The sequence below is a fragment of the Pseudomonas sp. BE134 genome (assembly GCF_031456105.1).
GTDB lineage: Bacteria > Pseudomonadota > Gammaproteobacteria > Pseudomonadales > Pseudomonadaceae > Aquipseudomonas.
Genome location: NZ_JAVDUA010000012.1, coordinates 114,813 through 139,286, shown reverse-complemented (window position 1 = coordinate 139,286; position 24,474 = coordinate 114,813). Strand labels below are relative to the sequence as shown.

15 protein-coding genes are annotated in these 24,474 nt (G+C 55.3%); 12 read left to right on the top strand and 3 right to left on the bottom strand.

Going from position 1 to position 24,474, the window contains the following annotated elements; all coding sequences use genetic code 11:
- Positions 1-5 precede the first annotated feature (5 nt).
- Genes J2Y56_RS12510 through J2Y56_RS12490 form a run of 5 tightly spaced genes read left to right on the top strand, consistent with a single transcriptional unit; the run spans position 6 to position 8,797 of the window.
- Entirely contained in the window at positions 6-1,631 is a 1,626-nt protein-coding gene (locus tag J2Y56_RS12510; RefSeq protein WP_150779074.1) for a DNA cytosine methyltransferase, read from the top strand.
- Positions 1,576-3,105 carry an ATP-binding protein gene (locus J2Y56_RS12505; RefSeq protein WP_310350449.1) on the top strand — a complete coding sequence of 510 codons (1,530 nt, stop codon included), beginning with the start codon at positions 1,576-1,578 and terminating at the stop codon, positions 3,103-3,105. The genes J2Y56_RS12510 and J2Y56_RS12505 overlap by 56 nt, the downstream gene beginning before the upstream one ends.
- 23 nt (positions 3,106-3,128) lie before the next feature.
- Positions 3,129-5,984 carry a Z1 domain-containing protein gene (locus J2Y56_RS12500; protein ID WP_310350446.1) on the top strand — a complete coding sequence of 952 codons (2,856 nt, stop codon included), beginning with the start codon at positions 3,129-3,131 and terminating at the stop codon, positions 5,982-5,984.
- Positions 5,968-6,981 (top strand): PD-(D/E)XK motif protein, encoded by a 1,014-nt coding sequence (locus J2Y56_RS12495; RefSeq protein ID WP_310350445.1) that lies wholly within the window; start codon positions 5,968-5,970, stop codon positions 6,979-6,981. The genes J2Y56_RS12500 and J2Y56_RS12495 overlap by 17 nt, the downstream gene beginning before the upstream one ends.
- Position 6,982: 1 nt before the next feature.
- Complete coding sequence (locus J2Y56_RS12490) at positions 6,983-8,797, top strand: AIPR family protein (protein ID WP_310350441.1); 1,815 nt, start codon at positions 6,983-6,985, stop codon at positions 8,795-8,797.
- A 197-nt stretch (positions 8,798-8,994) separates the two neighbouring features.
- Here J2Y56_RS12490 and J2Y56_RS12485 read toward each other — a convergent pair whose 3' ends face one another.
- Positions 8,995-10,245, bottom strand: coding sequence for a ribonucleotide-diphosphate reductase subunit beta (locus tag J2Y56_RS12485; protein WP_007943877.1), 1,251 nt, complete (start codon positions 10,243-10,245; stop codon positions 8,995-8,997).
- Between the two features lie 533 nt (positions 10,246-10,778).
- Positions 10,779-11,042: a DUF2790 domain-containing protein gene (locus J2Y56_RS12480; protein ID WP_007943878.1), complete on the bottom strand. Its 264-nt coding sequence runs from the start codon at positions 11,040-11,042 to the stop codon at positions 10,779-10,781.
- A gap of 548 nt (positions 11,043-11,590) precedes the next feature.
- On the opposite strand from J2Y56_RS12480, the gene acs reads away from it, so the two are divergent.
- The 7 genes from acs (at position 11,591) to argR (ending at position 19,519) form a co-directional block, all read left to right on the top strand.
- Complete coding sequence (acs, locus tag J2Y56_RS12475) at positions 11,591-13,546, top strand: acetate--CoA ligase (RefSeq protein WP_007943879.1); 1,956 nt, start codon at positions 11,591-11,593, stop codon at positions 13,544-13,546.
- A gap of 587 nt (positions 13,547-14,133) precedes the next feature.
- A complete protein-coding gene (locus J2Y56_RS12470; RefSeq protein ID WP_007943880.1) occupies positions 14,134-14,910 on the top strand; it encodes an ABC transporter substrate-binding protein in 777 nt (258 codons plus the stop codon).
- 92 nt (positions 14,911-15,002) lie between these two features.
- The gene (locus tag J2Y56_RS12465) at positions 15,003-15,692 is read left to right on the top strand and encodes an ABC transporter permease (RefSeq protein WP_007943881.1); all 690 of its coding nucleotides are present in this window, start codon (positions 15,003-15,005) and stop codon (positions 15,690-15,692) included.
- A complete protein-coding gene (locus J2Y56_RS12460; RefSeq protein WP_007943882.1) occupies positions 15,689-16,387 on the top strand; it encodes an ABC transporter permease in 699 nt (232 codons plus the stop codon). Before J2Y56_RS12465 ends, J2Y56_RS12460 begins: the two co-directional genes overlap by 4 nt.
- A gap of 1 nt (position 16,388) precedes the next feature.
- A complete protein-coding gene (locus tag J2Y56_RS12455; RefSeq protein ID WP_310350438.1) occupies positions 16,389-17,501 on the top strand; it encodes a M14 family metallopeptidase in 1,113 nt (370 codons plus the stop codon).
- A 27-nt stretch (positions 17,502-17,528) separates the two neighbouring features.
- The gene (locus tag J2Y56_RS12450) at positions 17,529-18,293 is read left to right on the top strand and encodes an ABC transporter ATP-binding protein (RefSeq protein ID WP_007943885.1); all 765 of its coding nucleotides are present in this window, start codon (positions 17,529-17,531) and stop codon (positions 18,291-18,293) included.
- A 245-nt stretch (positions 18,294-18,538) separates the two neighbouring features.
- The gene (argR, locus tag J2Y56_RS12445) at positions 18,539-19,519 is read left to right on the top strand and encodes a transcriptional regulator ArgR (protein ID WP_007943887.1); all 981 of its coding nucleotides are present in this window, start codon (positions 18,539-18,541) and stop codon (positions 19,517-19,519) included.
- 1 nt (position 19,520) lies between these two features.
- Here the strand turns inward: argR and J2Y56_RS12440 are convergent, their stop codons facing one another.
- The gene (locus tag J2Y56_RS12440) at positions 19,521-24,365 is read right to left on the bottom strand and encodes a dermonecrotic toxin domain-containing protein (RefSeq protein ID WP_310350436.1); all 4,845 of its coding nucleotides are present in this window, start codon (positions 24,363-24,365) and stop codon (positions 19,521-19,523) included.
- Positions 24,366-24,474: the final 109 nt, after the last annotated feature.

Sequence of the window (24,474 nt, the reverse complement as noted above, 5' to 3'; positions counted from 1 at the left end):
GCGTCATGAATCCAGTGCAACCAATTCAGATAGTAGATCTTTTCGCTGGGCCAGGAGGTTTGGGTGAGGGGTTCTCATCCTACAATCAGGGTGATGATTTCGAAATCATTGTTTCGGCTGAAAAAGATCCTATAGCCCGTAAGACGCTGCGGCTGCGGGCATTTTACCGCCTATTAAAACGCCACAACCCTAGCGCTCTGGATGACTACTATGACTACTGCAACGGGCGTTCCGAACGCCCTTGGTCTGCTCGCAGTGAGGCGCAGTGGATCCGGTCTGGGGATGAGGCCAAGTGCATAACACTCGGCTCCGAAGAGGGTGATGATGAGCTAGATGAAATCCTGCGTAACAAGCTAGACAGAACTCGTCCGTGGGTGCTCATTGGAGGTCCACCTTGTCAGGCTTACTCGCTCGTCGGTCGGTCTCGTAATCGCGGGAACACCGACTATCGGGCTGAGGATGACCATCGTCACTTTCTCTATCGAGATTACTTACGAATCATCCAGCAATACCGTCCTTCCGTATTTGTTATGGAGAACGTAAAAGGAATTCTTTCCGCCAAGGTAGGCGGCAAGGAAATCTTCCCTGAGATACTTCAAGATTTGTCCGATCCTGATGTGGCCCTTCGCCACCCAAGCTCTGGCCATCGATACCGCATTTACTCACTTGTGAGTGATGAATCCTTTGGTGCCGATGATGATGTCTCAGAAGTGGAGTCCAGCAATTTCATCATACGTGCGGAGCAGCACGGTGTACCACAGGCCCGTCATAGGGTAATTCTCTTGGGTATCGCCATCGACGCCGCAGGCCAAACCCCAAAGCCAGAACGACTTCCAATCTTCCCGGAGATATCTGCAGGCAGCGTTCTTGGAAGACTACCGAGACTGCGCAGTAGCCTGTCCAGAAGCACTGATAGTCCGCAGTCTTGGTATCTTGAACTGATCAATCAGCTGGATAACTTGCAGGAAGCACTAGCAGGCGCGCTCCCAAAAGATCCCGGGCTCGAAGCAAATATTAGGATAGTTCGATCGAGTTTCATGAACGGCTCTCTGGATATCGGTGCATTACGCTATCCGCGAAACGCCGGGGAAGGCTCTACGCAATCAACTGACCTGGATCACTGGTACAAGGATAACAAGCTGGACGTCTGGCTGAACCATGAAGCTAGGGGCCATATGCCGTCAGACCTCAAGCGCTATGTATTCGCATCCATCTTCGCGCGGACACATAAACGCTCCCCCAAAGGTCACATAGACTTCGGCCTGCCTGGACTGGCGCCCGAGCATAAGAACTGGGAATCAGGAAAGTTTAGTGATCGCTTCAGAGTTCAGCTCGAGAACTATCCATCAACGACTGTCACCAGTCACATATCCAAGGATGGACATTACTTCATTCATTACGATCCGTTTCAGTGTCGCAGTTTGACTGTGCGTGAGGCGGCACGCCTGCAAACGTTCCCCGATAACTATTTTTTTGAAGGCAACCGGACGCAACAATTTCATCAGGTCGGGAACGCTGTGCCCCCTCTGTTGGCATCACGGATAGCCGCTGTCGTAGCGAATGTAATCACGACGGGTGAATGGTCATCTGTATGGACTGAACATCACCAAGGAGAAGGTATTGCAGGCTAAATCAAGGCATGCCCCGCCCCGGGCGGGAGCGATGATCGAGGCGCTGCGCGGACTAGGTTACAACACCGCTACTGCGCTGGCAGATATTATCGATAACAGTATTGGTGCGGGCGCAGATTTAGTTCACGTAAACTTCGAATGGAAAGAAAACGCCAGCAGAATTTATGTCCTCGACAATGGCCGAGGCATGTCATCGGATGAGCTGGACAAAGCCATGCGTCTCGGAGAGCGTAATCCACTTGAAGAGCGAGGTTCAAACGACCTAGGGCGCTTTGGACTAGGACTAAAAACCGCCTCGTTTTCTCAATGTAGACGGCTGACAGTTGCAACGATCAACGAAGTTGGCTTGGAGTCACTACGTTGGGATCTGGACGTTTTGGCAACCAGTTCCGATCAGGGGTGGCATCTTTTGGAAGGGGCTCACGAGGGGTCGGAGGTTTTTTTACAGCCTCTTGCCGAAGCTGGCAAAGGCACGCTGGTTCTATGGGAAGTACTTGATCGCATCGTGACCACCGGATTCAGGGTTCAGGAATTCTTAGACCTGGCGACTCAAGTCAAACAGCATTTGGGAATGGTTTTTCACCGCTATATTTCTAGTAACCGCTTGCGTCTTCTGCTTAATGGCAAACCGATTAAGGCTTGGGACCCGTTCCTCAATGGGCACCCTTCGAAGGCGTGGAGTCCCCCCGTTGCCGTGTGCCCGGTAAATCGAACTATCTCGGCGCAGTGTCACGTTCTCCCCCACCGTGATCGCCTAACGGAGAAAGAGTACGAAGAAGCGGCAGGCCCGGAAGGATGGGCAGCTCAACAAGGTTTTTACATATACCGCAACGAGCGACTTCTTGTCGCAGGTAGCTGGCTTGGGCTGGGTGCAGGTCGAGCCTGGACCAAGGATGAAGCCCATCGGCTGGCGCGCATCCGCTTGGATATCCCCAACAATGCGGATATAGATTGGAAAATCGACATTCGTAAATCAACCGCACGTCCACCTATCGCATTGCGATCATGGCTCGTGCGTTTAGCAGAGGAAACACGCTCGCGATCGCGACGAGCGTTCGCTCACCGGGGACGACCTGTTGGAGCAATTCAGGGGCCGCCAATTATCGAGGCTTGGAAAACTGACAAGTTCAGCGGCGGCACACGATATCGAATTGATCTGGAGCATCCTGCCATGCGAGCAGTCCTCGACGAAGCGGGGAAACTATTGCCTCAGATCAAAGCAATGTTGAGGGTGATCGAAGAGACTGTACCTGTACAGCGCATCTGGGTAGATACCGCTGAAGACAAGGAAATTCCCCGGGTGGGATTCGCCGGCGAGCCAGCAGCCGAGGTCGAATCAATCCTTCAGATAATGTATGGCAACCTGATACGCCTGAAAGGGTATTCGGCTGCGACTGCGCGTGAAAAGCTTTTGCACATGGAGCCCTTCCATAACTTCCCGGAATTAATAGCCGCTCTTCCCGATCAGCCTTGATTCTAAATGATGAGACGTGAGTAATGACGGACCCCGAAAAGAGCAAAACCAGTGTCATCAAGATTGTGCAGGAGCTGTTGATTGCCCAAAAAGGTGACGCTGACGTAACGCCGTCCATGATTGGAGAAATGATTGATCGCGTTCTATTCATGAACCCTAATTGGGGCAAAGAATTGGATCGGGACGGTGTGACCGACGAGCTTATCCGTCGTTTCAGCATCTGGGTCGGAGAAGATGCAACCCTGATGGATAACGCGGGGCACGTCCCATGGCTGACTCAAGAAAGAAAAACCGATTGGCGTTACTGGCAGCGCTATCGGGAGTGGCAGGAAGGAAAATTGCCTTGGGCAGCTGTCGAGTCTGTAGACAAATCCACCGACTCCATTCTGTCTATGCTGGAAGATCCAACCCGAGATGGTCCATGGGATCGACGAGGTCTGGTGGTTGGTCACGTACAGTCTGGTAAAACAGGGAACTTTACAGGGCTTGTCTGTAAGGCAGCAGATGCGGGCTACAAGATAATCATCGTATTGGCCGGCTTGCACAATAATCTACGTTCACAGACTCAGATGCGTCTGGACGAGGGCTTCCTGGGTTTCGAGACTGGCCCCACCCCGGGTGCAACCCGCTTGATCGGCGTGGGGAAAATTGATGGCTCCCCGTCTATCCGACCGCACTATGCAACTAACCGAAGTAATAACGGCGATTTCAACATGGGATTCGTCCGCAACCTCGGTATATCCCCGGAAGAGCGGCCATGGCTGTTCGTGGTCAAAAAAAACAAGTCAGTGCTTACACGTCTGCTCGTCTGGCTACGCGATCATGTCGCCAATAGTCAGGATAATGAAACCGGTCGAAAACTGATTACTCACCTACCAGTACTGATGATTGATGATGAGTCGGACCAAGCCTCTGTCGATACCGGCGAACAAGTTGTTGGTGTAGACGGTTTGCCTGATTTGGAACACGAACCCACCGCAATCAATCGGATGATTCGTCGAATTCTGCATACCTTTACCCGAAGTGCCTACGTAGGCTACACCGCCACCCCATTTGCCAATATTTTCATTCATGATAAAGGCGAGACGGGTGAAGAGGGGCCAGATCTATTTCCCTCTGCATTCATCTCTAATTTGGCCGCACCTTCCTCGTACGTAGGGCCGACAAGGGTGTTTGGCCTGTCAAGCGAAGATGGGCGCGAGGGTGATTTACCGCTGATACGAACAGTCTCGGATTACTGCGACGAGGATGGCCGTACGGGATGGATGCCGCATGGCCATAAGAGTAACTTCCATCCGGTCCATTCGGGGCCTCATAGTATGCCGGACACGTTGGTCGAAGCGATTAACGCCTTCATTTTGAGTTGTGCAACCCGCCAACTAAGAGGTCAGGGGGACGCACACAACTCAATGTTGGTGCATGTGACTCGTTTCAACAAGGTTCAAAAGGTCGTGCACGAACAGGTACAGGCGTATGTAAACAATGTGAAACAGCGACTGTCGTTGGGTATCGATGAGGAGACACTGCTCTCTGAGTTACGGGCCTTATGGGAAAGAGACTTTGTGCCAACCAGCAACGAAGTCAGCGAGTCGCTGGCTACCCCCGAAGAATGCGAGCTTCCAGATTGGGCTGATGTTCGTGCTCAGCTTCTCAATGTACTGGAGAGCGTGGATGTACGAATGATCAATGGCACCGCCAAGGATGCTCTTGATTACGCGGATACACCTACAGGCCTAAAAGTAATTGCCATCGGCGGTGACAAACTCGCCCGGGGACTAACACTTGAGGGGCTGAGTGTCAGTTATTTCCTGCGCGCCTCCAAAATGTACGACACGCTTATGCAGATGGGGCGTTGGTTTGGTTACCGCCATGGATATATTGACCTCTGCCGCCTTTACACCACCAGTGATCTGATCGAGTGGTTCGGGCATATTGCGGACGCGTCCGAGGAGCTGCGGGATGAATTCGACATGATGTGCGAAAGCGGCGGAAAGCCTATCGATTATGGACTCAAGGTCAAATCCCACCCTGTGCTCATGGTAACTTCACGGCTGAAAATGCGGGCGGCGAAACCTCTATTTCTGTCATTCAGCGGGCAGATATCCGAAACGGTTGCCTTTTTCAAGGAGCCTGATGCTCTTAGCAAGAATTTTGCAGCTTTCGAGCGCTTCATGGACAAACTCGGTAGAGCCAATGAGATACCTGCGCAGATACGAACAGGGAAAATTGATAAATGGCGAGGAGCTCACTGGGCAAGTATCGATGCCGAAAAGGTTGTAACTTTCCTCCGAGAGTACGAAACCCATCCTGAGTCGCTTAAGGTCAATAGTAAGTTGCTCGCCCGATTTATAGAAATGATGAGTCTCAACGGTGAGTTAACTCAATGGACGGTTGCAATCGTCTCTGGTGAGAGTAAAACCCCCTATCAAGTTGGAGATAGATCGGTCAATTTGATGAAGCGTACAGGGAAAAAGCTTATCGACCGATATGCCATTGGACGTTTGTTATCCCCGCGGGATGAAGCAATGGACCTGGACGATTCCGCATGGAATGCAGCATTGGCCCTGACCCAAGCTGCGTGGCGAGAAGACGAGGGGCGTCGAGTGAAGAATGAGGCACCAGTAGTCCCAAGTGGATCTGCAATACGACGTATACGTGGTCTTGGCGCTGACGGCGTCGTCCCGCATCCTGAAACAGGGCTACTAATTATCTCGTTGCTAGATCCTGATGAAGCAAAGGAAGATTTCCCTCCAAAAACTCCGCCTGTAGTTGCTTTCGCTATTAGTTTTCCGGGTAGTAACTCCAAAACCAAAGTCGAATACATGGTCAACAACGTTCATTGGCAAAGCTGGGAGCAGCAATATGGCGCTTGTGACTGAAGAAGAAATGCAGGCTATCTGGCGTCCTCTGGCAGGTAACAGTCTCGATGAAGGTTGGCGTAGCATTGCACTGGCCGAATGCGGTGGCTGTCGATTGCGCGCCGCACGGAGCTCACCCGGTAATGAGGAAGCGTTGCTGATTGGGTTTCCATCCCTGAAACTACCCGCCATGAATCAATTACCCAATGGTCACGGTTTCAGGGTGGAAAAGGCGACATTGGGTGAAGTAGGGCGGGGGCTCAATTGGCTGGCGCTGGTCCGTCAGGCTGCTGGTAGCCTGGATCTGTTCAGCAGCATGGTGGTCGATGTGCTGACCACCGTCCAAGCAAGTTCGGATGCAAAGGAAGAACTCCTATTCCAACGCTACCTAGGAAGAATCAGAGCTTGGCAGGATTTCATGCGCCGAGGACGCGAAGGTCTTTCTGCTGAAGAGGAGCTTGGACTTGTCGGGGAGCTGAGTGTCCTGAGCCAATTAATAGAAGCGGGAATGCCGTTGTACAATTCAGTAGACGCTTGGAAAGGACCGCTGGACGGCCTTCATGACTTTGAACTGGGAAGCGGTTCAATTGAGGTCAAGACAACAATTGCAAGTGAAGGGTTTCCAGCGTGCATTGACTCACTTGAACAACTTGACGACTCGTTGCGTTACCCGTTCTTTTTGGCGGGAGTCAAGTTGCACCTAAGCGAGGAAGGAAAAAATCTGGTGCAGCATATCGATCTGTTGCGTCAGAGGTTTTACTCAGACCCCGCGGCCCTGAGCGCGTTCGACAACTGCCTAGTACATGGCGGTTACCTAGACACACATCAGAATCGGTACACACGAGCGTTCGCACTCACTGAATTAGTGATTCATCGCGTGGACGAAAACTTCCCGCGCCTGACCCCGTTCAACACACCTCTGGGTGTGCTGCGAGCAAGGTATGAGATAGACCTAGGGCTTGTGCAATCTCAAAGAACTAGCCTAGATCAGGCACTGCAGGAATTAGGGGTTTTCTAAAGTGGAACTTATTGAGTATCTAAAAGAACTGCAGGCCGAGATACGTGAGGTAGAGCTATCCTTTGACTCACCTGGGGAAAAATATCCCTATCCTGAATTAGTTTTTGCCGAAAAAGTCATGCAGCACATGTTCGACATAGGCATGACCAATGAGCCGCAGCTTTGTTATTTCGATGATCATCCTGGCGCCTCTACCCTGCGCTTGAGTGGTTATTCGTTCGGCTCATCAGACGATGACGAGGCTCCGGATCAACTTGACCTGTTTGTCAGTCTCTACAGAGGCGTTGATGAAATTGAGCTGCTCCCACAAACGGAAATTGTCAAAGCCGCCAACCAATGTATGCGTTTTCTCAAGAACTGCGTCAATGGGGCACTTGAGAAAAGCATGGATGAAACAAATGAGGCTTATCCTCTAGTTGTCAGCGTCAGACAATTCTTCTCTGGCTTGGACAAGCTCAGGGTCTTCGTCATCACCGATTTGAGGCTGAAGACCAAGGGGGGATTTGCCCCTACGGAATTCATGGGGAAATCCATTCAGCTAGAAGTGATGGATATAGAGCGGTTGTTTAACCATCTTCAGGAGAACCGCCCTAGGGATGAAGTGTTAATTGACTTCAGTGAGATATCTGGAAGTGCACTTCCTTGTGTATGGGTCCCTGGCGTTGCGGGCGAGTATGATTATGCCTTGACGGCAATTCCAGGTGAGGCGCTAAGATTTATATACGACAAATATGGCGCGCGAGTTCTTGAAGCCAACGTACGCTCCTTTTTAAGTGCAACCGGGAAAATCAATAAAGGCATTCGCGACAGCCTGCGCACAGAGCCAGAACGATTCATGGCTTACAATAATGGCGTTGTTTTGGTTGCCGATGAAATAGGAATGAACCGAGCAGCAGATGGTTCGCCGGGTATTCTTTGGCTGAAAGGAATGCAGATTGTCAATGGAGGACAAACCACCGCATCTCTCTATTTCACCAAGAAAAAATTTCCAAATACCGATTTGTCGAAGGTGCGAGTACCAGCCAAGCTCATAGTGTTACGCTCCTCGGAAAGTGAAGAGTTGTTGATTTCCAACATCTCTAAATATGCAAACAGTCAGAATGCCGTAAAAGCATCTGATCTTTCGGCAAACCATCCCTTCCATACGGAAATTGAAACACTGGCCGCACGAACCTATTGCCCGGATGGCGTCGGACGCTGGTATTACGAGCGGTCTGGCGGAAGCTATAAGGTCATGCTTGAACGAGAAGGTAAAACACCTGCTCGGATCAAAAAACTGCAAGCAGCCATTCCACCTACTCGCAAGATCACCAAGACAGACTTTGCAAAGTTCCTAAACGCGTGGGGGCAAAATCCCCATATGGCGAGTCTTGGCGGACAAAAGAATTTTGACGCGTTCATGGTGGATGTTGGTAACCGCACGGAAAAGGGCTTGTCAAAAGTACCTGACTCAGCAGAATTCAAGCGGATGATCGCACAAGTAATTCTCTTCAAAGCTGCTCAGAAGCTTTTGCGCCCCCTGTTTCCAGCATTTCAAGGAAACGTGACGATCTATACTCTGTCACTTTTTTCTGCCAAAGCTGGTTCCAATTTCGATCTGGAAATGATTTGGCAAAATCAGAAAATATCACCAGAATTGGCAAAGCAAATTGTTGTTTGGGCAAAAGAAGTCGATGAGACCTTACATCGCGGAGCTCAAGGCCGGATGATCTCAGAGTGGGCAAAAAAGGAGGAGTGCTGGATCTACATAAAAAACAACAAGTACTCGCCAATGAGCTCATTCATTCCAGAAAGCAAATTACCTTCATATGACTGATCCTGGCCACTACATCCCCCCTGAAGCCGACGCTGCGGGGGATTTGGGTCTATGGCGGTCTTTGGTAGCCGCTGATTGTCAGAATAAAAATTGTGCATGTCTAGCTGCAAAAAAAAAAGCCCCGATCAGATCGGGGCTTTTGATTTTTCGATTTGCCGATTCAGACTGCAATCATCAAATCGTGGCGAACTAGGCTATTAGTCCCAGCTAAGCGCACCACCAGTTTGGTATTCAATAACCCGCGTCTCAAAGAAATTCTTCTCTTTCTTCAAGTCCATAATCTCGCTCATCCAAGGGAACGGGTTAGTCGTCCCCGGATACTCTTCCTTCAACCCAATCTGGCTCAAACGACGGTTAGCAATAAACTTGAGGTAGTCCTCCATCATCGCCGCGTTCATGCCCAACACGCCGCGAGGCATGGTGTCACGAGCGTATTCAATCTCAAGCTGAGTCCCCTGCAGAATCATCTGCGAAGCCTCTTCCTTCATCTCAGCATCCCACAAGTGCGGGTTTTCGATTTTGATCTGGTTGATCACGTCGATGCCGAAGTTCAGGTGCATGGATTCGTCGCGCAGGATGTACTGGAACTGCTCGGCGACGCCGGTCATTTTGTTGCGGCGGCCCATGGAGAGGATCTGGGTGAAGCCGCAGTAGAAGAAGATGCCTTCCAGAACGCAGTAGTAGGCGATCAGGTTGCGCAGCAGTTCTTTGTCGGTTTCGACGGTGCCGGTTTCGAACTTTGGATCGGAGATCGAACGGGTGTATTTGAGGCCCCAGGTGGCTTTTTTCGCGACCGATGGGATCTCGTGGTACATGTTGAAGATCTCGCCTTCATCCATGGCCAGCGATTCGATGCAGTACTGGTAGGCGTGGGTGTGGATTGCCTCTTCGAACGCCTGGCGCAGGATGTACTGGCGGCATTCCGGGTTGGTGATCAGGCGGTACACGGCCAGGACCAGGTTGTTGGCAACCAGGGAGTCGGCGGTGGAGAAGAAGCCGAGGTTGCGCATGACGATGCGGCGCTCGTCGTCGGTCAGGCCTTCCGGGTCTTTCCAGAGGGCGATGTCGGCGGTCATGTTGACTTCTTGCGGCATCCAGTGGTTTGCGCAACCGTCCAGATACTTCTGCCAGGCCCAGTCGTACTTGAATGGCACGAGTTGGTTGAGGTCGGCGCGGCAGTTGATCATGCGCTTTTCGTCGACAGCGACGCGGGCGGAGGCGCCTTCGAGTTCGGCGAGGCCTTCGGCGACGTCGAGGGTGTCCAAGGCAGCTTTGGCACGGGCGATTGCGGCAGAGTCGTTCGCGGTTACGGCGCGAGCTTCTTGAGCGGCGACACCACCAGCGGTGTCGAGTCGGTCCATGTTGGCTTCGGTCGCGTGGCCGGCGTTAGCGCCTTTTACCACGGCTTCGCCGCTGTCTTCTTTGTCGAATTCGTCCCAGCTCAGCATGACGTGTCGTCTCCTGCGTGAGGGCCAGATGCCCGTGTGATGGTTGTTCACACGGTCGGTCTGACCGCGTTGGATCTTAAGGAATCGTTTTTTGCAGCCAAGGCAGGCAATAAAACAGAATTTTGTACGGGGTTGCGAGAGCCACTGATGGGCGCAACCAGCGTTAAACGCTACTGCGGGGCTCCAGACTGGCGTTTCATCCCTGTAAGGGGATATTGCAGGCCCGTTAAGGCGGCATTATAGGGAAATTTTTGCCGGCGTGGTGCGGCGAATCGGCTCATGGAAGGGCCGAAAGTGATGGTTTTTCGGGCAAACCGAGGTAATACAGGGCTTTGGCCGGTGCAGATTTTTTTTCGTAATTTTTGACGCGGGATTATTTCTGTTCAAAAAACAACCAAAAACACTGTTTTTCACTACATGTAGTGTTTCGTAGCAGTTTTAGCCGTCTGCAAACACAACTGAGCCCGGCCGCAGCCGGGCTGGAATCGACCTTCAGCCATCAGCTGAAATGGCCCGATTCGGTGCAGTCCAGATCAGCCGTTAGAGCAGCCGTTACCCATCACGCTGTAGCTCAGAATATGGCGTTGGCCCTTGGAGTCTTCGTATTCCATTTTCATCGGGACAACTTCACACACGTTCGGTACTTCGCTCATGGAAACAACCTTGGCGATGTCCAAGTGGGTGGCGTAAGTGTATTGCTCAATGGCCGGTTGTTGCTGTGCGACATCAGTCGGGACCTCGTCTGCCATGGCGGTTGCGCACAGGCTGCTGAGGGCCAGAACTAATAAAGCTTTCATTTAGGATTTACCTTTTAGAAGTCGAATGGGGTCACGCAACCTTTGTGGGGTTGCGTGTGGAGTTGGGTGTCGGGGTGTTTGATTAACGGCCTTCGTGGGGGCTGTAACTTGGTTAATCAGGTTGCCTTGTTGGCGAGGCAGATTTTAGGCGTGGGGGTTTTATTCATATAGGCGTGGTTTTGATAAACACTTTTGACAGATTTCGTAACAATCCCCGAGAGAGCGGCATTTATTCAAGGCGACGCACAACCTGTAGCAGCTGGCGAAGCCTGCGTCCGACTGCGCAGCAGTCGTAAAATCAGCAGTTGCGGTGTATCAGGCAGACCGCGTTTAGTTGGGTTTACAACTGCTGCGCAGTCGGACGCAGGCTTCGCCAGCTGCTACAGGTCGCGTTATGGCTGGGTTATGAAATTGCCTGGATTAGGGGTTTATGGGCATTTCACGACATTTTGTAGGGGCTTGTTACTACCATCGTCGAATGGTTCTATGGGGCTGGCACGGCTAAAAAGGTGTCATACAAAAACAACTATTCCACCGAGGTAAGAAAGATGAGTGCGGCTTCCCTGTATCCCGTTCGTCCCGAGGTCCTGGCTAACACGCTGACAGACGAGGCGACCTACAAGGCCATGTACCAGCAGTCGGTCGTCAACCCGGACGGCTTCTGGCGCGAGCAAGCCAAGCGCCTCGACTGGATCAAGCCTTTCACCACGGTAAAGCAGACCTCCTTCGACGATCACCATGTCGACATCAAGTGGTTCGCCGACGGCACCTTGAACGTTTCCTACAACTGCCTCGACCGTCATCTGGCCGAGCGCGGCGATCAAGTCGCGATCATTTGGGAAGGCGATGACCCTTCCGAAAGTCGCAACATCACCTACCGCGAGCTGCACGAACAAGTCTGCAAGTTCGCCAACGCCTTGCGCGGCCAGGATGTGCACCGCGGCGACGTGGTGACTATCTATATGCCGATGATCCCCGAAGCTGTGGTCGCCATGCTGGCCTGCACCCGGATCGGCGCGATTCACTCGGTGGTGTTCGGTGGTTTCTCGCCGGAAGCCCTGGCCGGTCGCATCATCGACTGCAAATCCAAAGTGGTGATCACGGCGGACGAAGGTATTCGTGCCGGCAAGAAGATCCCGCTCAAGGCCAACGTCGACGACGCACTGACCAACCCGGAAACCAGCAGCATTCAGAAGGTCATCGTGTGCCAGCGCACCGGTGGCGACATCAAGTGGAACCAGCATCGCGACATCTGGTACGAAGACCTGATGAAAGTGGCCGGCACTGTCTGCGCGCCGAAAGAGATGGGCGCCGAAGAAGCGCTGTTCATCCTTTACACCTCCGGTTCGACCGGCAAGCCGAAGGGCGTGCAGCACACGACTGGCGGTTACCTGCTGTATGCGGCCATGACCCACGAGCGCGTGTTCGACTACCGCCCGGGCGAAGTCTACTGGTGCACCGCTGACGTCGGTTGGGTCACCGGCCACACCTACATCGTCTACGGCCCGCTGGCCAATGGCGCGACCACGCTGCTGTTCGAAGGCGTGCCGAACTATCCGGACATCACCCGGGTGGCGAAGATCGTCGACAAGCACAAGGTCAACATCCTCTACACCGCGCCGACCGCGATCCGCGCGATGATGGCGTCGGGCACCGCCGCCGTTGAAGGCGCGGATGGCAGCAGCCTGCGTCTGCTGGGCTCGGTCGGCGAGCCGATCAACCCGGAAGCGTGGGATTGGTACTACAAGAACGTCGGCCAGTCCCGTTGCCCGATTGTCGATACCTGGTGGCAGACCGAAACCGGCGCAACCTTGATGAGCCCATTGCCGGGTGCTCACGGCCTCAAGCCGGGTTCGGCGGCACGTCCGTTCTTCGGTGTGGTGCCGGCGCTGGTGGACAACCTGGGCAACATCATCGAAGGCGTTGCCGAGGGCAACCTGGTGATTCTCGATTCGTGGCCAGGTCAGGCGCGCACGCTGTACGGTGACCATGACCGTTTCGTTGATACCTACTTCAAGACGTTCCGCGGCATGTATTTCACCGGTGACGGTGCGCGTCGTGATGCGGATGGCTACTACTGGATCACCGGTCGCGTGGATGACGTGCTCAACGTGTCTGGCCACCGTATGGGCACTGCCGAAATTGAAAGCGCGATGGTCGCTCACCCGAAAGTCGCCGAAGCGGCGGTGGTCGGTGTGCCGCACGACATCAAGGGGCAGGGCATTTATGTCTACGTCACCCTGAACGGCGGCGAAGAGCCGAGCGAGCAGCTGCGTCTGGAGTTGAAAAACTGGGTGCGTAAGGAGATTGGTCCGATTGCCTCACCGGATGTGATCCAGTGGGCGCCGGGGCTGCCGAAGACCCGTTCGGGCAAGATCATGCGCCGGATTCTGCGCAAGATTGCGACGGCTGAATACGATGGGTTGGGGGATATCTCCACCCTGGCCGATCCGGGTGTGGTGCAGCATTTGATTGATACGCACAAGACCATGAATGTTGCTTAAGTAGCGGTTCTTGAGTCATCGAAACCCTGCCAGGTGTTGAGCCTGGTGGGGTTTTTTTGTGCCGATCGTTCCCACGCTCCGCGTGGGAACGATCAACGCAGGTCCAATAATTATCGGCTTCAGTTATAGGTGCTTTCCCACTGTTACCCATCACCCTTCAAGTAACTGAATGTGTAACCGCCCGCGTCAATCCGGGGCGATGGGAAACGTCAAAGCCCATTCCCGGGCCGCTTCAGCCCCCCTGAAAAATAAGACACAACGCCAAGCTTGCCGGATTTGCGGGGTTTGCCAATAATAGGCCCGCAATTTGCTACATAGATCGGTTTACTGTCTTTTGCTCCTGCATGATTTTGCAGGGCTGTCAACGCGCTCTGGCGGCTTTCTCGGTGCTTCTGTAATTAGTTGTCGCATTGAAGAAATATCGGCTTCGGGCCTGTCGTTAGAATGCCGATCACTCGCTCGTTGTGGCTCGCGTTGAAAAAAGCGCGCGATTCCTACAGCGCAGCATCGTTGTCTGGTTCTACTCACTCGCATATTGGGCTATCGCTCACTCTGCCGTTTTTGCCCTTTACCGATGGAGTCCCAAGATGAAGAAACTCGTGCTGCTTGGCGCCCTGGCACTGTCCGTGCTGTCCCTGCCAACCTTCGCCGATGAAAAGCCTCTGAAAATCGGCATCGAAGCGGCTTACCCTCCGTTCGCTTCCAAAGCACCGGACGGCAGCATCGTTGGTTTCGACTACGACATCGGCAATGCCCTGTGCGAAGAGATGAAGGTCAAGTGCGTGTGGGTCGAGCAAGAGTTCGACGGTCTGATCCCAGCACTCAAAGTGCGCAAGATCGACGCGATCCTGTCGTCCATGTCGATCACTGAAGACCGCAAGAAGTCTGTCGACTTCACCAACAAGTACTACAACACCCCGGCCCGCCTGGTCATGAAGGCTGGCACCCAAGTCAGCGATGGCCTGACTGAATTGAAGGGCAAGAACATCGGCGTGCAACGTGGTTCGATCCACGAGCGTTTTGCCCGCGAAGTCCTGGCTCCGCTGGGTGCCGAGATCAAGCCTTACGGTTCGCAGAACGAAATTTACCTCGACGTGGCCGCTGGCCGCCTCGATGGCACCGTGGCAGACGCTACGCTGTTGAATGACGGCTTCTTGAAAACCGACGCAGGCAAAGGCTTCGCGTTCGCTGGCCCGGCCTTCACCGACGTCAAATACTTCGGCGACGGCGTAGGTATTGCTGTTCGCAAAGGTGACACGGCTGATCTGGAGAAGCTCAACGCCGCCATCGTCGCCATTCGTGAGAACGGCAAGTACAAGCAAATCCAGGACAAGTACTTCGACTTCGACATTTACGGCAAGTAAATACGTCGCAACGACAAGTCAGAAATGGCGCAAGCAACAGGATCTCTGAGGTTTGCGCCATTTTTTCATCCCAACTTTCGAGGACCTGAATCATGTTGAAAGGCTACGGGGCTGTCATCCTCGATGGCGCATGGCTGACGCTTCAGCTCGCCTTGTCGTCCATGGTCCTGGCCATCGTTCTGGGGCTGATCGGCGTTGCGCTGCGTCTGTCGCCGATTCGCTGGCTGGCCTGGCTGGGCGATCTGTATTCCACGGTGATCCGCGGTATTCCCGATCTGGTGCTGATCCTGCTGATTTTCTACGGCGGCCAGGACCTGCTCAACCGCGTTGCACCGCTGCTCGGTTTTGACGATTACATCGACTTGAACCCGTTGGCCGCCGGTATCGGCACCCTGGGTTTCATCTTCGGTGCGTACCTGTCGGAAACCTTCCGTGGCGCCTTCATGGCGATCCCGAAAGGGCAGGCAGAAGCCGGCATGGCGTACGGCATGAGCAGCTTTCAGGTGTTCTTCCGGGTATTGGTGCCTCAGATGATTCGTCTGGCGATTCCGGGCTTTACCAATAACTGGCTGGTGTTGACCAAGGCCACCGCGTTGATTTCGGTGGTGGGTCTGCAAGACATGATGTTCAAGGCCAAGCAGGCGGCAGATGCCACCCGCGAGCCTTTCACCTTCTTCCTCGCGGTGGCGGCGATGTACCTGGTGATCACCAGTGTCTCGTTGCTGGCATTGCGTCACCTTGAGAAGCGCTACTCGGTAGGCGTAAGGGCGGCTGATCTATGATCTTCGACTACAACGTCATCTGGGAGGCCATGCCACTGTACCTCGGTGGCCTGGTGACTACCCTCAAATTGCTCGCGCTGTCGCTGTTTTTTGGCCTGCTGTGCGCGTTGCCGCTGGGCCTGATGCGGGTCTCGAAGAACGCGGCCGTCAACATGACTGCCTGGCTCTACACCTACGTGATCCGCGGCACGCCGATGCTGGTGCAGCTGTTTTTGATCTACTACGGGTTGGCGCAATTCGAAGCCGTACGTGAAAGCTTCCTCTGGCCGTGGCTGTCCAGCGCAACGTTCTGTGCGTGCCTGGCCTTTGCGATCAACACCAGCGCCTACACCGCCGAGATCATCGCCGGCAGCCTGCGGGCCACGCCGAATGGCGAGATCGAAGCCGCCAAGGCGATGGGCATGTCGCGCTACAAAATGTACAAGCGCATCCTGCTGCCATCGGCCCTGCGCCGGGCGCTGCCGCAGTACAGCAACGAAGTGATCATGATGCTGCAGACCACCAGTCTGGCGTCCATCGTGACCCTGATCGACATCACCGGTGCCGCGCGCACGGTCAACGCCCAGTTCTACCTGCCGTTTGAGGCGTACATCACGGCGGGCGTGTTCTATCTGTGCCTGACCTTCATTCTGGTGAAGCTGTTCAAAATGGCCGAGCGCCGCTGGCTGGGCTACCTGGCCCCGCGGAAGCACTGATATGGAACGCATCGATCATGCATTGCCGTGGAGCCACCTGGGCAGCGAACGCCAGATTTCGGTGTTCCGTTTCGGCATCGGTGAGCGCAAGGCCTACATCCAGGCCAGCCTGCACGCCGATGAGCTGCCGGGGATGCGCACGGCCTGGGAGCTGAAAAAGCGCCTGGCCGAGCTCGAAGCCCAAGGCTTGCTCAATGGCGTGATCGAGTTGGTCCCAGTGGCCAACCCACTGGGCCTCGGTCAGCTGTTGCAGGGCAATCATCAGGGGCGGTTCGACGCGGGCAGCGGCAAGAACTTCAACCGCGATTTCGTTGAGCTGAGCGCGCCAGTGGCCGCTGCGCTGGACGGACATCTGGGTGATGATCCGCACGCTAATATTCGCCTGATCCGTCAGGCAATGGCCGATCATCTGGCCGCATTGCCAGAGGCGAGTAGCCAGTTGCAAGGCATGCAGCGCATCTTGCTCAGCCACGCCTGCACCGCCGACGTCGTTCTGGATTTGCACTGCGATGCTGAAGCGGCGCTGCACATGTATGCCTTGCCGCAGCACTGGCCGCAGTGGCGTTCGTTGGCCGCGCACCTGAATGTGCGGGTCGGTTTGCTGGCAGAAGATTCCGGCGGCAGTTCCTTCGACGAGGCCTGTTCGCTGCCGTGGTTGCGTCTGTCGCGCTTGTTCCCCGATGCGCAAATTCCGCTGGCCTGTCTGGCGACTACCATTGAACTGGGTGGTCAGGCCGATACCGGTCGTGTTGAGTCAGTGGCTCATGCCGAAGGCATTCTGGCGTTCCTCGCCGAGCAAGGACTGATCAGCGGCGAATGGCCCCAGCCTGCGCAAGAAGCGTGCGAAGGCCTGCCGTTCGACGGCACTGAATTGCTGTTTGCACCGCACCCGGGTGTGGTGAGTTTCCTGCGTAAACCCGGTGAGTGGATCGAAGCCGGTGACGAGATTTTTGAAGTGATCGATCCGTTGTCGGATCGGGTCAGCACGGTGTGTGCTGGTACGTCCGGGGTGCTGTTTGCCATTGAACGGCTGCGTTATGCCCAACCCGGTTTCTGGCTGGCCAAGGTGGCGGGGCGCGAAGCGCTGCGTCACGGGCGCTTGCTCAACGACTGACTGACTGTTTTTGTGAGAACCGACCGCATGTACAAACTTGAAGTCCAAGACCTGCATAAACGCTATGGCAGTCACGAAGTGCTCAAGGGCGTGTCCCTGAAAGCGGCGGCTGGCGATGTGATCAGCATCATCGGCTCCAGTGGCTCCGGCAAAAGTACCTTCCTGCGCTGCATCAACCTGCTGGAGCAGCCGCACGCGGGCAAGATTCTGCTCAACAACGAAGAGCTGAAACTGGTCGCCAACAAGGACGGCGCTCTGAAGGCGGCCGACCCGAAACAGCTGCAACGCATGCGTTCGCGCCTGTCGATGGTGTTCCAGCATTTCAACCTGTGGTCGCACATGACCGCGCTGGAAAACATCATGGAAGCGCCGGTTCACGTACTGGGCATGTCCAAGGCCGAAGCCCGGGAAAAAGCCGAGCACTACCTGAACAAGGTAGGCGTGGGTCACCGCAAAGACGCCTACCCTGGCCACATGTCCGGCGGCGAACAGCAGCGTGTGGCGATTGCCCGTGCGCTGGCAATGGAACCTGAGGTAATGCTGTTTGACGAACCGACGTCGGCACTCGACCCGGAACTGGTCGGCGACGTGCTGAAAGTCATGCAGGCCCTGGCCCAGGAAGGCCGGACCATGGTGGTGGTGACGCACGAAATGGGCTTTGCCCGTGAAGTGTCGAACCAGTTGGTGTTCCTGCACAAAGGTGTCGTCGAAGAAAGTGGCAACCCGCGTGAAGTGCTGGTTAATCCGCAGTCTGAACGTTTGCAACAATTCCTCTCAGGCAGCCTCAAGTAATAGCTCCCGTTACGCACTGGGATAGTGCATGCTTCGCAATTTAGAGGCTGGCCCCGATCCCCTGTGGGAGTGAGCCTGCTCGCGAATGCGGTGTGACATTCAACGTAGATGTCGACTGATTCACCGCTTTCGCGAGCAGGCTCGCTCCCACATTTAGATCGCTGCAGGTTTTGAGATTTGCGTTCATTTACGGGCTAGCATTGGTCCGTGCCTTCATTACTGATTTTCGTTTCGGATTGCCCGCCATGACTGCCCATCGAATTGGTTTCCTGATTTGGCCCAGCACTAAAGCACTGACGCTTGCGCTGGCTGAGGAGGCCTTGCGTGTTGCCCAGCGTGTGCATCCGGACGTGGTTTACGAACTGTCGTTTTTGCAGGCCGAACCGCCGACCGAAGGCGCCTGGCAATTGCCGGGTGAACCGTGGGCCGGGAAGCTCGAAAATTTCCAGAAGCTGTTTCTGCTCGCCGATGAGCCACCGACCACACTCGCGCCGGCGCTCAGCAGTGCGTTGAAACAATTGGTGCGGGCCGGTTGCGTGATTGGCGGTTTGTCGGCCGGTGTCTACCCATTGGCGCAATTGGGTTTGCTCGACGGCTATCGCGCTGCCGTGCATTGGCGCTGGCAGGACGATTTCGCCGAACGCTTCCCGAAAGTCATCGCCACCAGCCATCTATTCGATTGGGATCGCGATCGCCTGACGGCGTGCGGCGGCCTGTCGGTACTCGACTTGCTGTTGGCAGTATTGGCCCGTGATCACGGCGCCGAACTGGCCGGCGCCGTGTCCGAAGAGTTGGTCGTCGAGCGCATCCGCGAAGGCGGCGAGCGCCAACGCATTCCGCTGCAAAACCGTCTCGGTTCCAGCCATCCCAAGCTCACGCAAGCGGTGTTGCTGATGGAAGCCAACATCGAAGAGCCGCTGACCACCGACGAAATCGCCCAGCATGTGTGCGTATCCCGTCGACAGCTGGAGCGCATCTTCAAGCAATACCTCAACCGTGTGCCGAGCCAGTATTACCTTGAGCTGCGCTTGAATAAGGCGCGGCAGATGTTGATGCAAACCAGCAAGTCGATCATCCAGATCGGCCTGTCGTGTGGCTTCTCTTCGGGGCCGCATTTCTCCAGCGCCTACCGCAACTTCTTCGGTGCCACGCCGCGGGAGGATCGCAACCAGCGGCGCAGCAGCAGCCCGTTCGAGTTGTCGTCGGTGCCATCCGAGCGCGGTTGAGTTACTCGTCGATCTCGGAACCTTCAGAGGTGGAAATTTCCATTTCCCCTCGATTGATGACTTCGTCCAAGCCGAAATCTGCTCCCGTGCGTTCGTAATAATTGATTAGCCGTAACAGGCTTTCCTCTGACAACGGGTTGCCTCTCAACGTAATGTTTTCCGCAGTTTCCACTGGCAGTTCCATCAAGTCGCTGGGTACTGTGGTGATCGCATTCGAGCTCAAATCCGCCCAGTCCAGTTCCTCCAGGTTAAGCAAGCCTTTGGGTATTTCGGTGATGCCGGCGTTGTTGAGCAGGACGGTCGCCAACCCCGGCATTTGCGAAAGATCAGGTGTTTGTGTCAGTGGGTTATAGCCCAGGTCGAGATAATCGAGCTGGTCCATTCCGGCCAGTGCGTTTGCCGACTCTGCTGACAGGCTGACACGACAGTTGGGAAGCGACAGTGACCTGAGTTTTCCCATGTTGAACACGGCATCGGGAATGTCACCTAGCGTGCAGTTGCGCAACCTCAGGCTTTTGAGGTTCGGGAAGGCCTCCAGGAATCGGCCGGCACGTGTCAAGCCATCCTCACTCAGCAACTCCAGCGCGGACACATGACTGAAGTCTGCACTCAGGGTGGGCAGTTCTCCGATGATGATCGGGCGAATGCTCAACTCGTAAGTGGGTTCCAGGCTGTCGCCGAAATCATCCAGTGCGGCTTCACGCTGCCAGCACTTCTCCACCAGTTGCTTGAACTCGTCGCGGTTGGCTTGCTCGGCAATCAGTTGCAGGGGGCTGAACGGTTCGCCTGTTAAAGGATGCTGGGCGGGAAGGTCGGCGGTCCAGGCAGACAAATCGGTTCTCAAGCGAGTCAGCTCCTCTTCCAGGCGCGACAGGTCTGCCCGACCATCCTCCAGTGTGCCCGGCAACTCGTAGACAAATTCACTCGCTTGCTCGACTTCCATACCAGGGTACAGCGTCCTGACGCGATCAATATCCGCCTCGGGTGCGTAGACCCCCATGTCGTAAGCGCTGTCGAAATGATGTTGTTTGACAAGTTCCCGTGAGCGGTTGGAAATCGGGTTGTGCGTAAGGTGCACACCGCGTTTTTCGTACAGCGAACTCTCGAACAACTCGACAGGCAACTCACTGATCTTGTTGTTCATCAGCAGGAGGGTATCGAGTTTTGGATGCTGCAGGGCTCCGACCGGGATGGCGGTCAAGTTGGTATCGCTTAGATCAAGGTGAACAAGTTCGTTCATCGAGTCGATGCGAGGTACGATTTCGAACGGGTTTTTGTACAGGTCCAGCATGACCAATTTGTTCAATGCAGTCAGTTTTGACCACGTGGCAGTGTTCATCCTGATACCGCAATTACTTAACACCAGCGCATCGAGGTTCGGCATTCGGGTGATGGCCTCGGGGAGGGTGGTCAAGGCGAAACGGCGCAGCTCCAGGCGGCGAAGCCCACTAAATCGGTTCAGGAACTGCGACACACCCTGCGCAGTATGATTACCTTCCAGAGATAGCAGCGACACATGGCTGAAGTCGGCGGTGAGTGTCGGCAAGTCGCCCAGGATCGGTTCTGCAAACCTCAGCACATACTGCTCGCTGCCATCTGGCGCGTCGAAATCCCGTTCGGACTGGCGGCGCCAGCTGCGCTGGATTTCCTGGGCTAGCTGGGTGCGATTGCGGCGCGCGACCTCGCGGTCCAGATCACTCAGTGCAAGTCGGGTTTGCGGGTGGACGGTCGGGGCGTCGTTTATCCAGCGCCCCAGATCCTGGTGCAGACGGGCCAACTCGTTTGCCAGCCGTGAAAGTTCTACACGGGCGCCACTGGGATGACGCTGCAGCATGAGGACCATGGACTGGATTTCGTCCTCGGAGAGGCTTGGGTAAACCTCGCGCACCCTTTCGTTGAGCGTTGGCGTTGCGGGACCAATGTGCGGGTAACCTTCCGTACCTCCGGGCAGGCGCATGGTCGTTGGATCATAGAAGGGTTTTCGATGAGGATTTTTCGCAAAGAGTGCACGAAGCTGTGGGTGGTCCAGGGCCTGCGTGGAAATGCGCTGTTTGAGCAGTAGCCCTTCTCCAATGGAGAAGCCCAGTGTGGTGCGCTCGGTATCCGGCAGCGCTTGAAGGATGGCCTGATAAAAGTCGCCAGAGAACAGCGGCCTTTGGCTGTCATCAAGCACCTGATAAACGCCGTCTTCGCTGCGCACGAGCGTTTTTCGGATCGATGCGTCGACGGTTCCAATGCTGTCGCGCACGGTCCCGTCAGGGGCGAAGTCCCTCACCTCGATGCGCACATCGGCAGGCCATCCGGGTAGCAAATCCAGGCTGTGCAAGGCGAGCGTGTGGGTGTCTGCGGACGTCAGGGCATCAGAAAAGAGGCCTTCATACGCTCGGGATGCACGCACAGCCTCCAGGGCTTTTCTTGCTACGTCCTTCAGGCGTTGAGGTGTGGCCCTGTTGTGCAATTGCCTTAGTTCGTTGCCCGACGCATTGCTCGCCAGCTCATGAGCAATATCGGTCGGTAGCCCCTCAAAGTCGGCGAGCAGTCGTTGGGTGGGCAGGTCTTCGGTCGTTTCCTGTTCGCGATAACGAAGCTCGAACAGCGACTTGCGGTAGTTTCGGGCGATATCCGCGGTTTGCTTTCGCAAGGTTTGTGTCTGGGCTCCCGGTTCGGGCAGGAGGGTATCGACAGGCCATGAGTCGAACCGGGTCAGCAACTGATGCTGCATGAGCGGATCAGCCTTGCTGTATTGCTCAGGCTGGTCGCTGCCAATCTGTTCGATAAACGTCTGAATATCCCGGTCGATCCTGAATCGCTTGATCGTGTCGGTCAGCAGCGATGGCGGGCGATGGTTTTCGACATGGGTTTCTCGCAGCACGTTGTCGTGATAACCGCTGATTCGCAGAATCTGTTCACGCTCGGCGCTGGAAAACGATTCGACACTGTGCCCTAGACGCCGCAGGACGGTTTCCCGGTTCCAATGCAGGGGTTGCTCCAGTTCTGTTTGCCAGGCGCCATGACCGTTGTGCCGCAATGACGGCTTATAGCTGTCATTGTTGCTTGGGTGTTCAATCTGAAACTGAAGGGCATCCTGAGTTGGCCGTACGGCGTACAGTTTTCCTTCAAGAGGCAGAAGCGTTTTGCCCTCGTGGCGGTACAGGCCCAGGAGATCGGGGTTTTTCTCTGCCGGCAGTTCGATGGTTTGTTCGTACGGCGCCAGATCCGGCTTCCAGTATTTGGTTTTGCCCTCTGGTGTGGGTACGGGTTTTAGCGGCGCGATAAGTGCCGCCGTTTCGCGGGATAGGAGGCGACTGAAGGTGCCGGCGGCGATGGCGCCGCCCACCGCGAAGGTTCCCACTTGCACCGCCGTTTCGACGATGCCGATCAAGTGCTCGAACGCTTGTTTTTTCAGCCCTTGCGCCCAGTCAATGATCCCTTCAAAGGTCTCGTCGAGAAGCTGGTAGGCCATATAGGCCAGCATCAACTCGCCCAGAAACGGCACAAAGGGCAGGGCAACGAACGTCGCTACTTCAAGGATCGTGGAGGCGATTTTGCTGAACGCGTCCCACAGCGCCCATCGCGCAGTTTGATCGACACGAGCGGTGGAGACGGCGATTGTGCTCGCGTCGTTGATGATTTTGTTCAGTTGTCGTTGGTACAGGTGATTCCACAGGCCCGCTCTGAACGGCGTCATCGAAAATTGCAGGTTAGGCTTGTCGATGGGCGTTTCGCGCCAGCTTGGCAGTGGATCGCCGTGAGTGTGTTGATGCCATGTCACCATTCGCAAGCGACTGTTAAGGTCGGCAAAAAAATGCCCTCGTTCCGCGTGATCGACGAAGCGGCTGAAGAAGGTTTGATAAGCGGGCGAACGCAGCTTGCGGGTCAGTTCGGTCATGAACGCCACGGTGTCGGCGTACAGCTTGAGCGGATGCTGCGGGTCATCCGGAATGTAGGCAATGATGCGGGTAGCCTTGGTTGCCCGGCTCGATTTGGCACCAAAAATGACAATGCCGGTCAGCGATGAAGACATCATCGTCAGGTCATGACAATGCAGGGGGTGACCGTCCCAAAGCAGGCTCGCGCGTCCTTCCAGTACGCGGTAGATCGCGTTGAAGGCGTCGCTATCAATATCACTGCGTGCATGGGCCAGGTGCAACGCAGAGCGCAGTGCCGCTTTGTTCGCGCTCATGACATTCGGTTTCAAGACGGCCCCGACCACCGGGTTGGTCAACCCCAGGTTTTCTTTTAGGTAGGCGTTGTACTGGCCGCCGATGTCCAGTTCCCGGCACAACCGGGTAAAGCCTGGAATCGTGATTTTTCGGGAAACCAGCGGCAGGGTTTCGAACTGCCCTGTAGGCGACGGTTTGGTGATAAACGTCGAAGCCGGCTCATAGGCATCAGCCTCGGTCTCTGACGCCTGAAAGTTGTGCAACGCTGCGTCTAGCAGCGATACCGTCCATGTGCGGGCGGCGCCGGTCTTGATCGCGAAGAAGGGCGTGGCTTGGGGGATGTACAGGCGCAGGAAGGTGGTTTTGACGTCTACGTCCAGGTCGAACCGGGCTTTCAGGGCCGGCCCCAGAATCGACTCGGCAAAATCCCGGGCGTTTTGCAGTTTTGCCAACATCGAGCCCAACCGGTTTCGCTGGGCCAGGTGAGTCTGGCTTGAGGTTTTCAGCACCTGATGTTGCAGTCGGTCCGCCGTGCGGTGCCACTGGGGCACTTCAAGGCTGGCGTTCTTCAGGGCGTTGCGCGTTTCGACTGAGGATTCCAATACCCACGCGGGCAGGTTTCGGTAGAGGTGATGAAAATGGGTGTCCGGTTGGCTGCCGAGTTCAATATCGTCTTGATTCATGCGCTATTCCCTTAGCGTTTGGTTTGAGCCCCAGCAAAACAGACGAGGATGCAGTGCGTGCGGTACATATTTACCGCACCGGTCGACAAGCCTGCCTATAACCTGTGCC

Coding starts and splice junctions, on each gene's coding strand:
- J2Y56_RS12510 (WP_150779074.1), top strand. CDS start 6: ATGAATCCAGTGCAACCAATTCAGATAGTAGATCTTTTCGCTGGGCCA.
- J2Y56_RS12500 (WP_310350446.1), top strand. CDS start 3,129: ATGACGGACCCCGAAAAGAGCAAAACCAGTGTCATCAAGATTGTGCAG.
- J2Y56_RS12495 (WP_310350445.1), top strand. CDS start 5,968: ATGGCGCTTGTGACTGAAGAAGAAATGCAGGCTATCTGGCGTCCTCTG.
- J2Y56_RS12485 (WP_007943877.1), bottom strand. CDS start 10,245: ATGCTGAGCTGGGACGAATTCGACAAAGAAGACAGCGGCGAAGCCGTG.
- J2Y56_RS12480 (WP_007943878.1), bottom strand. CDS start 11,042: ATGAAAGCTTTATTAGTTCTGGCCCTCAGCAGCCTGTGCGCAACCGCC.
- acs (WP_007943879.1), top strand. CDS start 11,591: ATGAGTGCGGCTTCCCTGTATCCCGTTCGTCCCGAGGTCCTGGCTAAC.
- J2Y56_RS12470 (WP_007943880.1), top strand. CDS start 14,134: ATGAAGAAACTCGTGCTGCTTGGCGCCCTGGCACTGTCCGTGCTGTCC.
- J2Y56_RS12465 (WP_007943881.1), top strand. CDS start 15,003: ATGTTGAAAGGCTACGGGGCTGTCATCCTCGATGGCGCATGGCTGACG.
- J2Y56_RS12460 (WP_007943882.1), top strand. CDS start 15,689: ATGATCTTCGACTACAACGTCATCTGGGAGGCCATGCCACTGTACCTC.
- J2Y56_RS12455 (WP_310350438.1), top strand. CDS start 16,389: ATGGAACGCATCGATCATGCATTGCCGTGGAGCCACCTGGGCAGCGAA.
- J2Y56_RS12450 (WP_007943885.1), top strand. CDS start 17,529: ATGTACAAACTTGAAGTCCAAGACCTGCATAAACGCTATGGCAGTCAC.
- argR (WP_007943887.1), top strand. CDS start 18,539: ATGACTGCCCATCGAATTGGTTTCCTGATTTGGCCCAGCACTAAAGCA.
- J2Y56_RS12440 (WP_310350436.1), bottom strand. CDS start 24,365: ATGAATCAAGACGATATTGAACTCGGCAGCCAACCGGACACCCATTTT.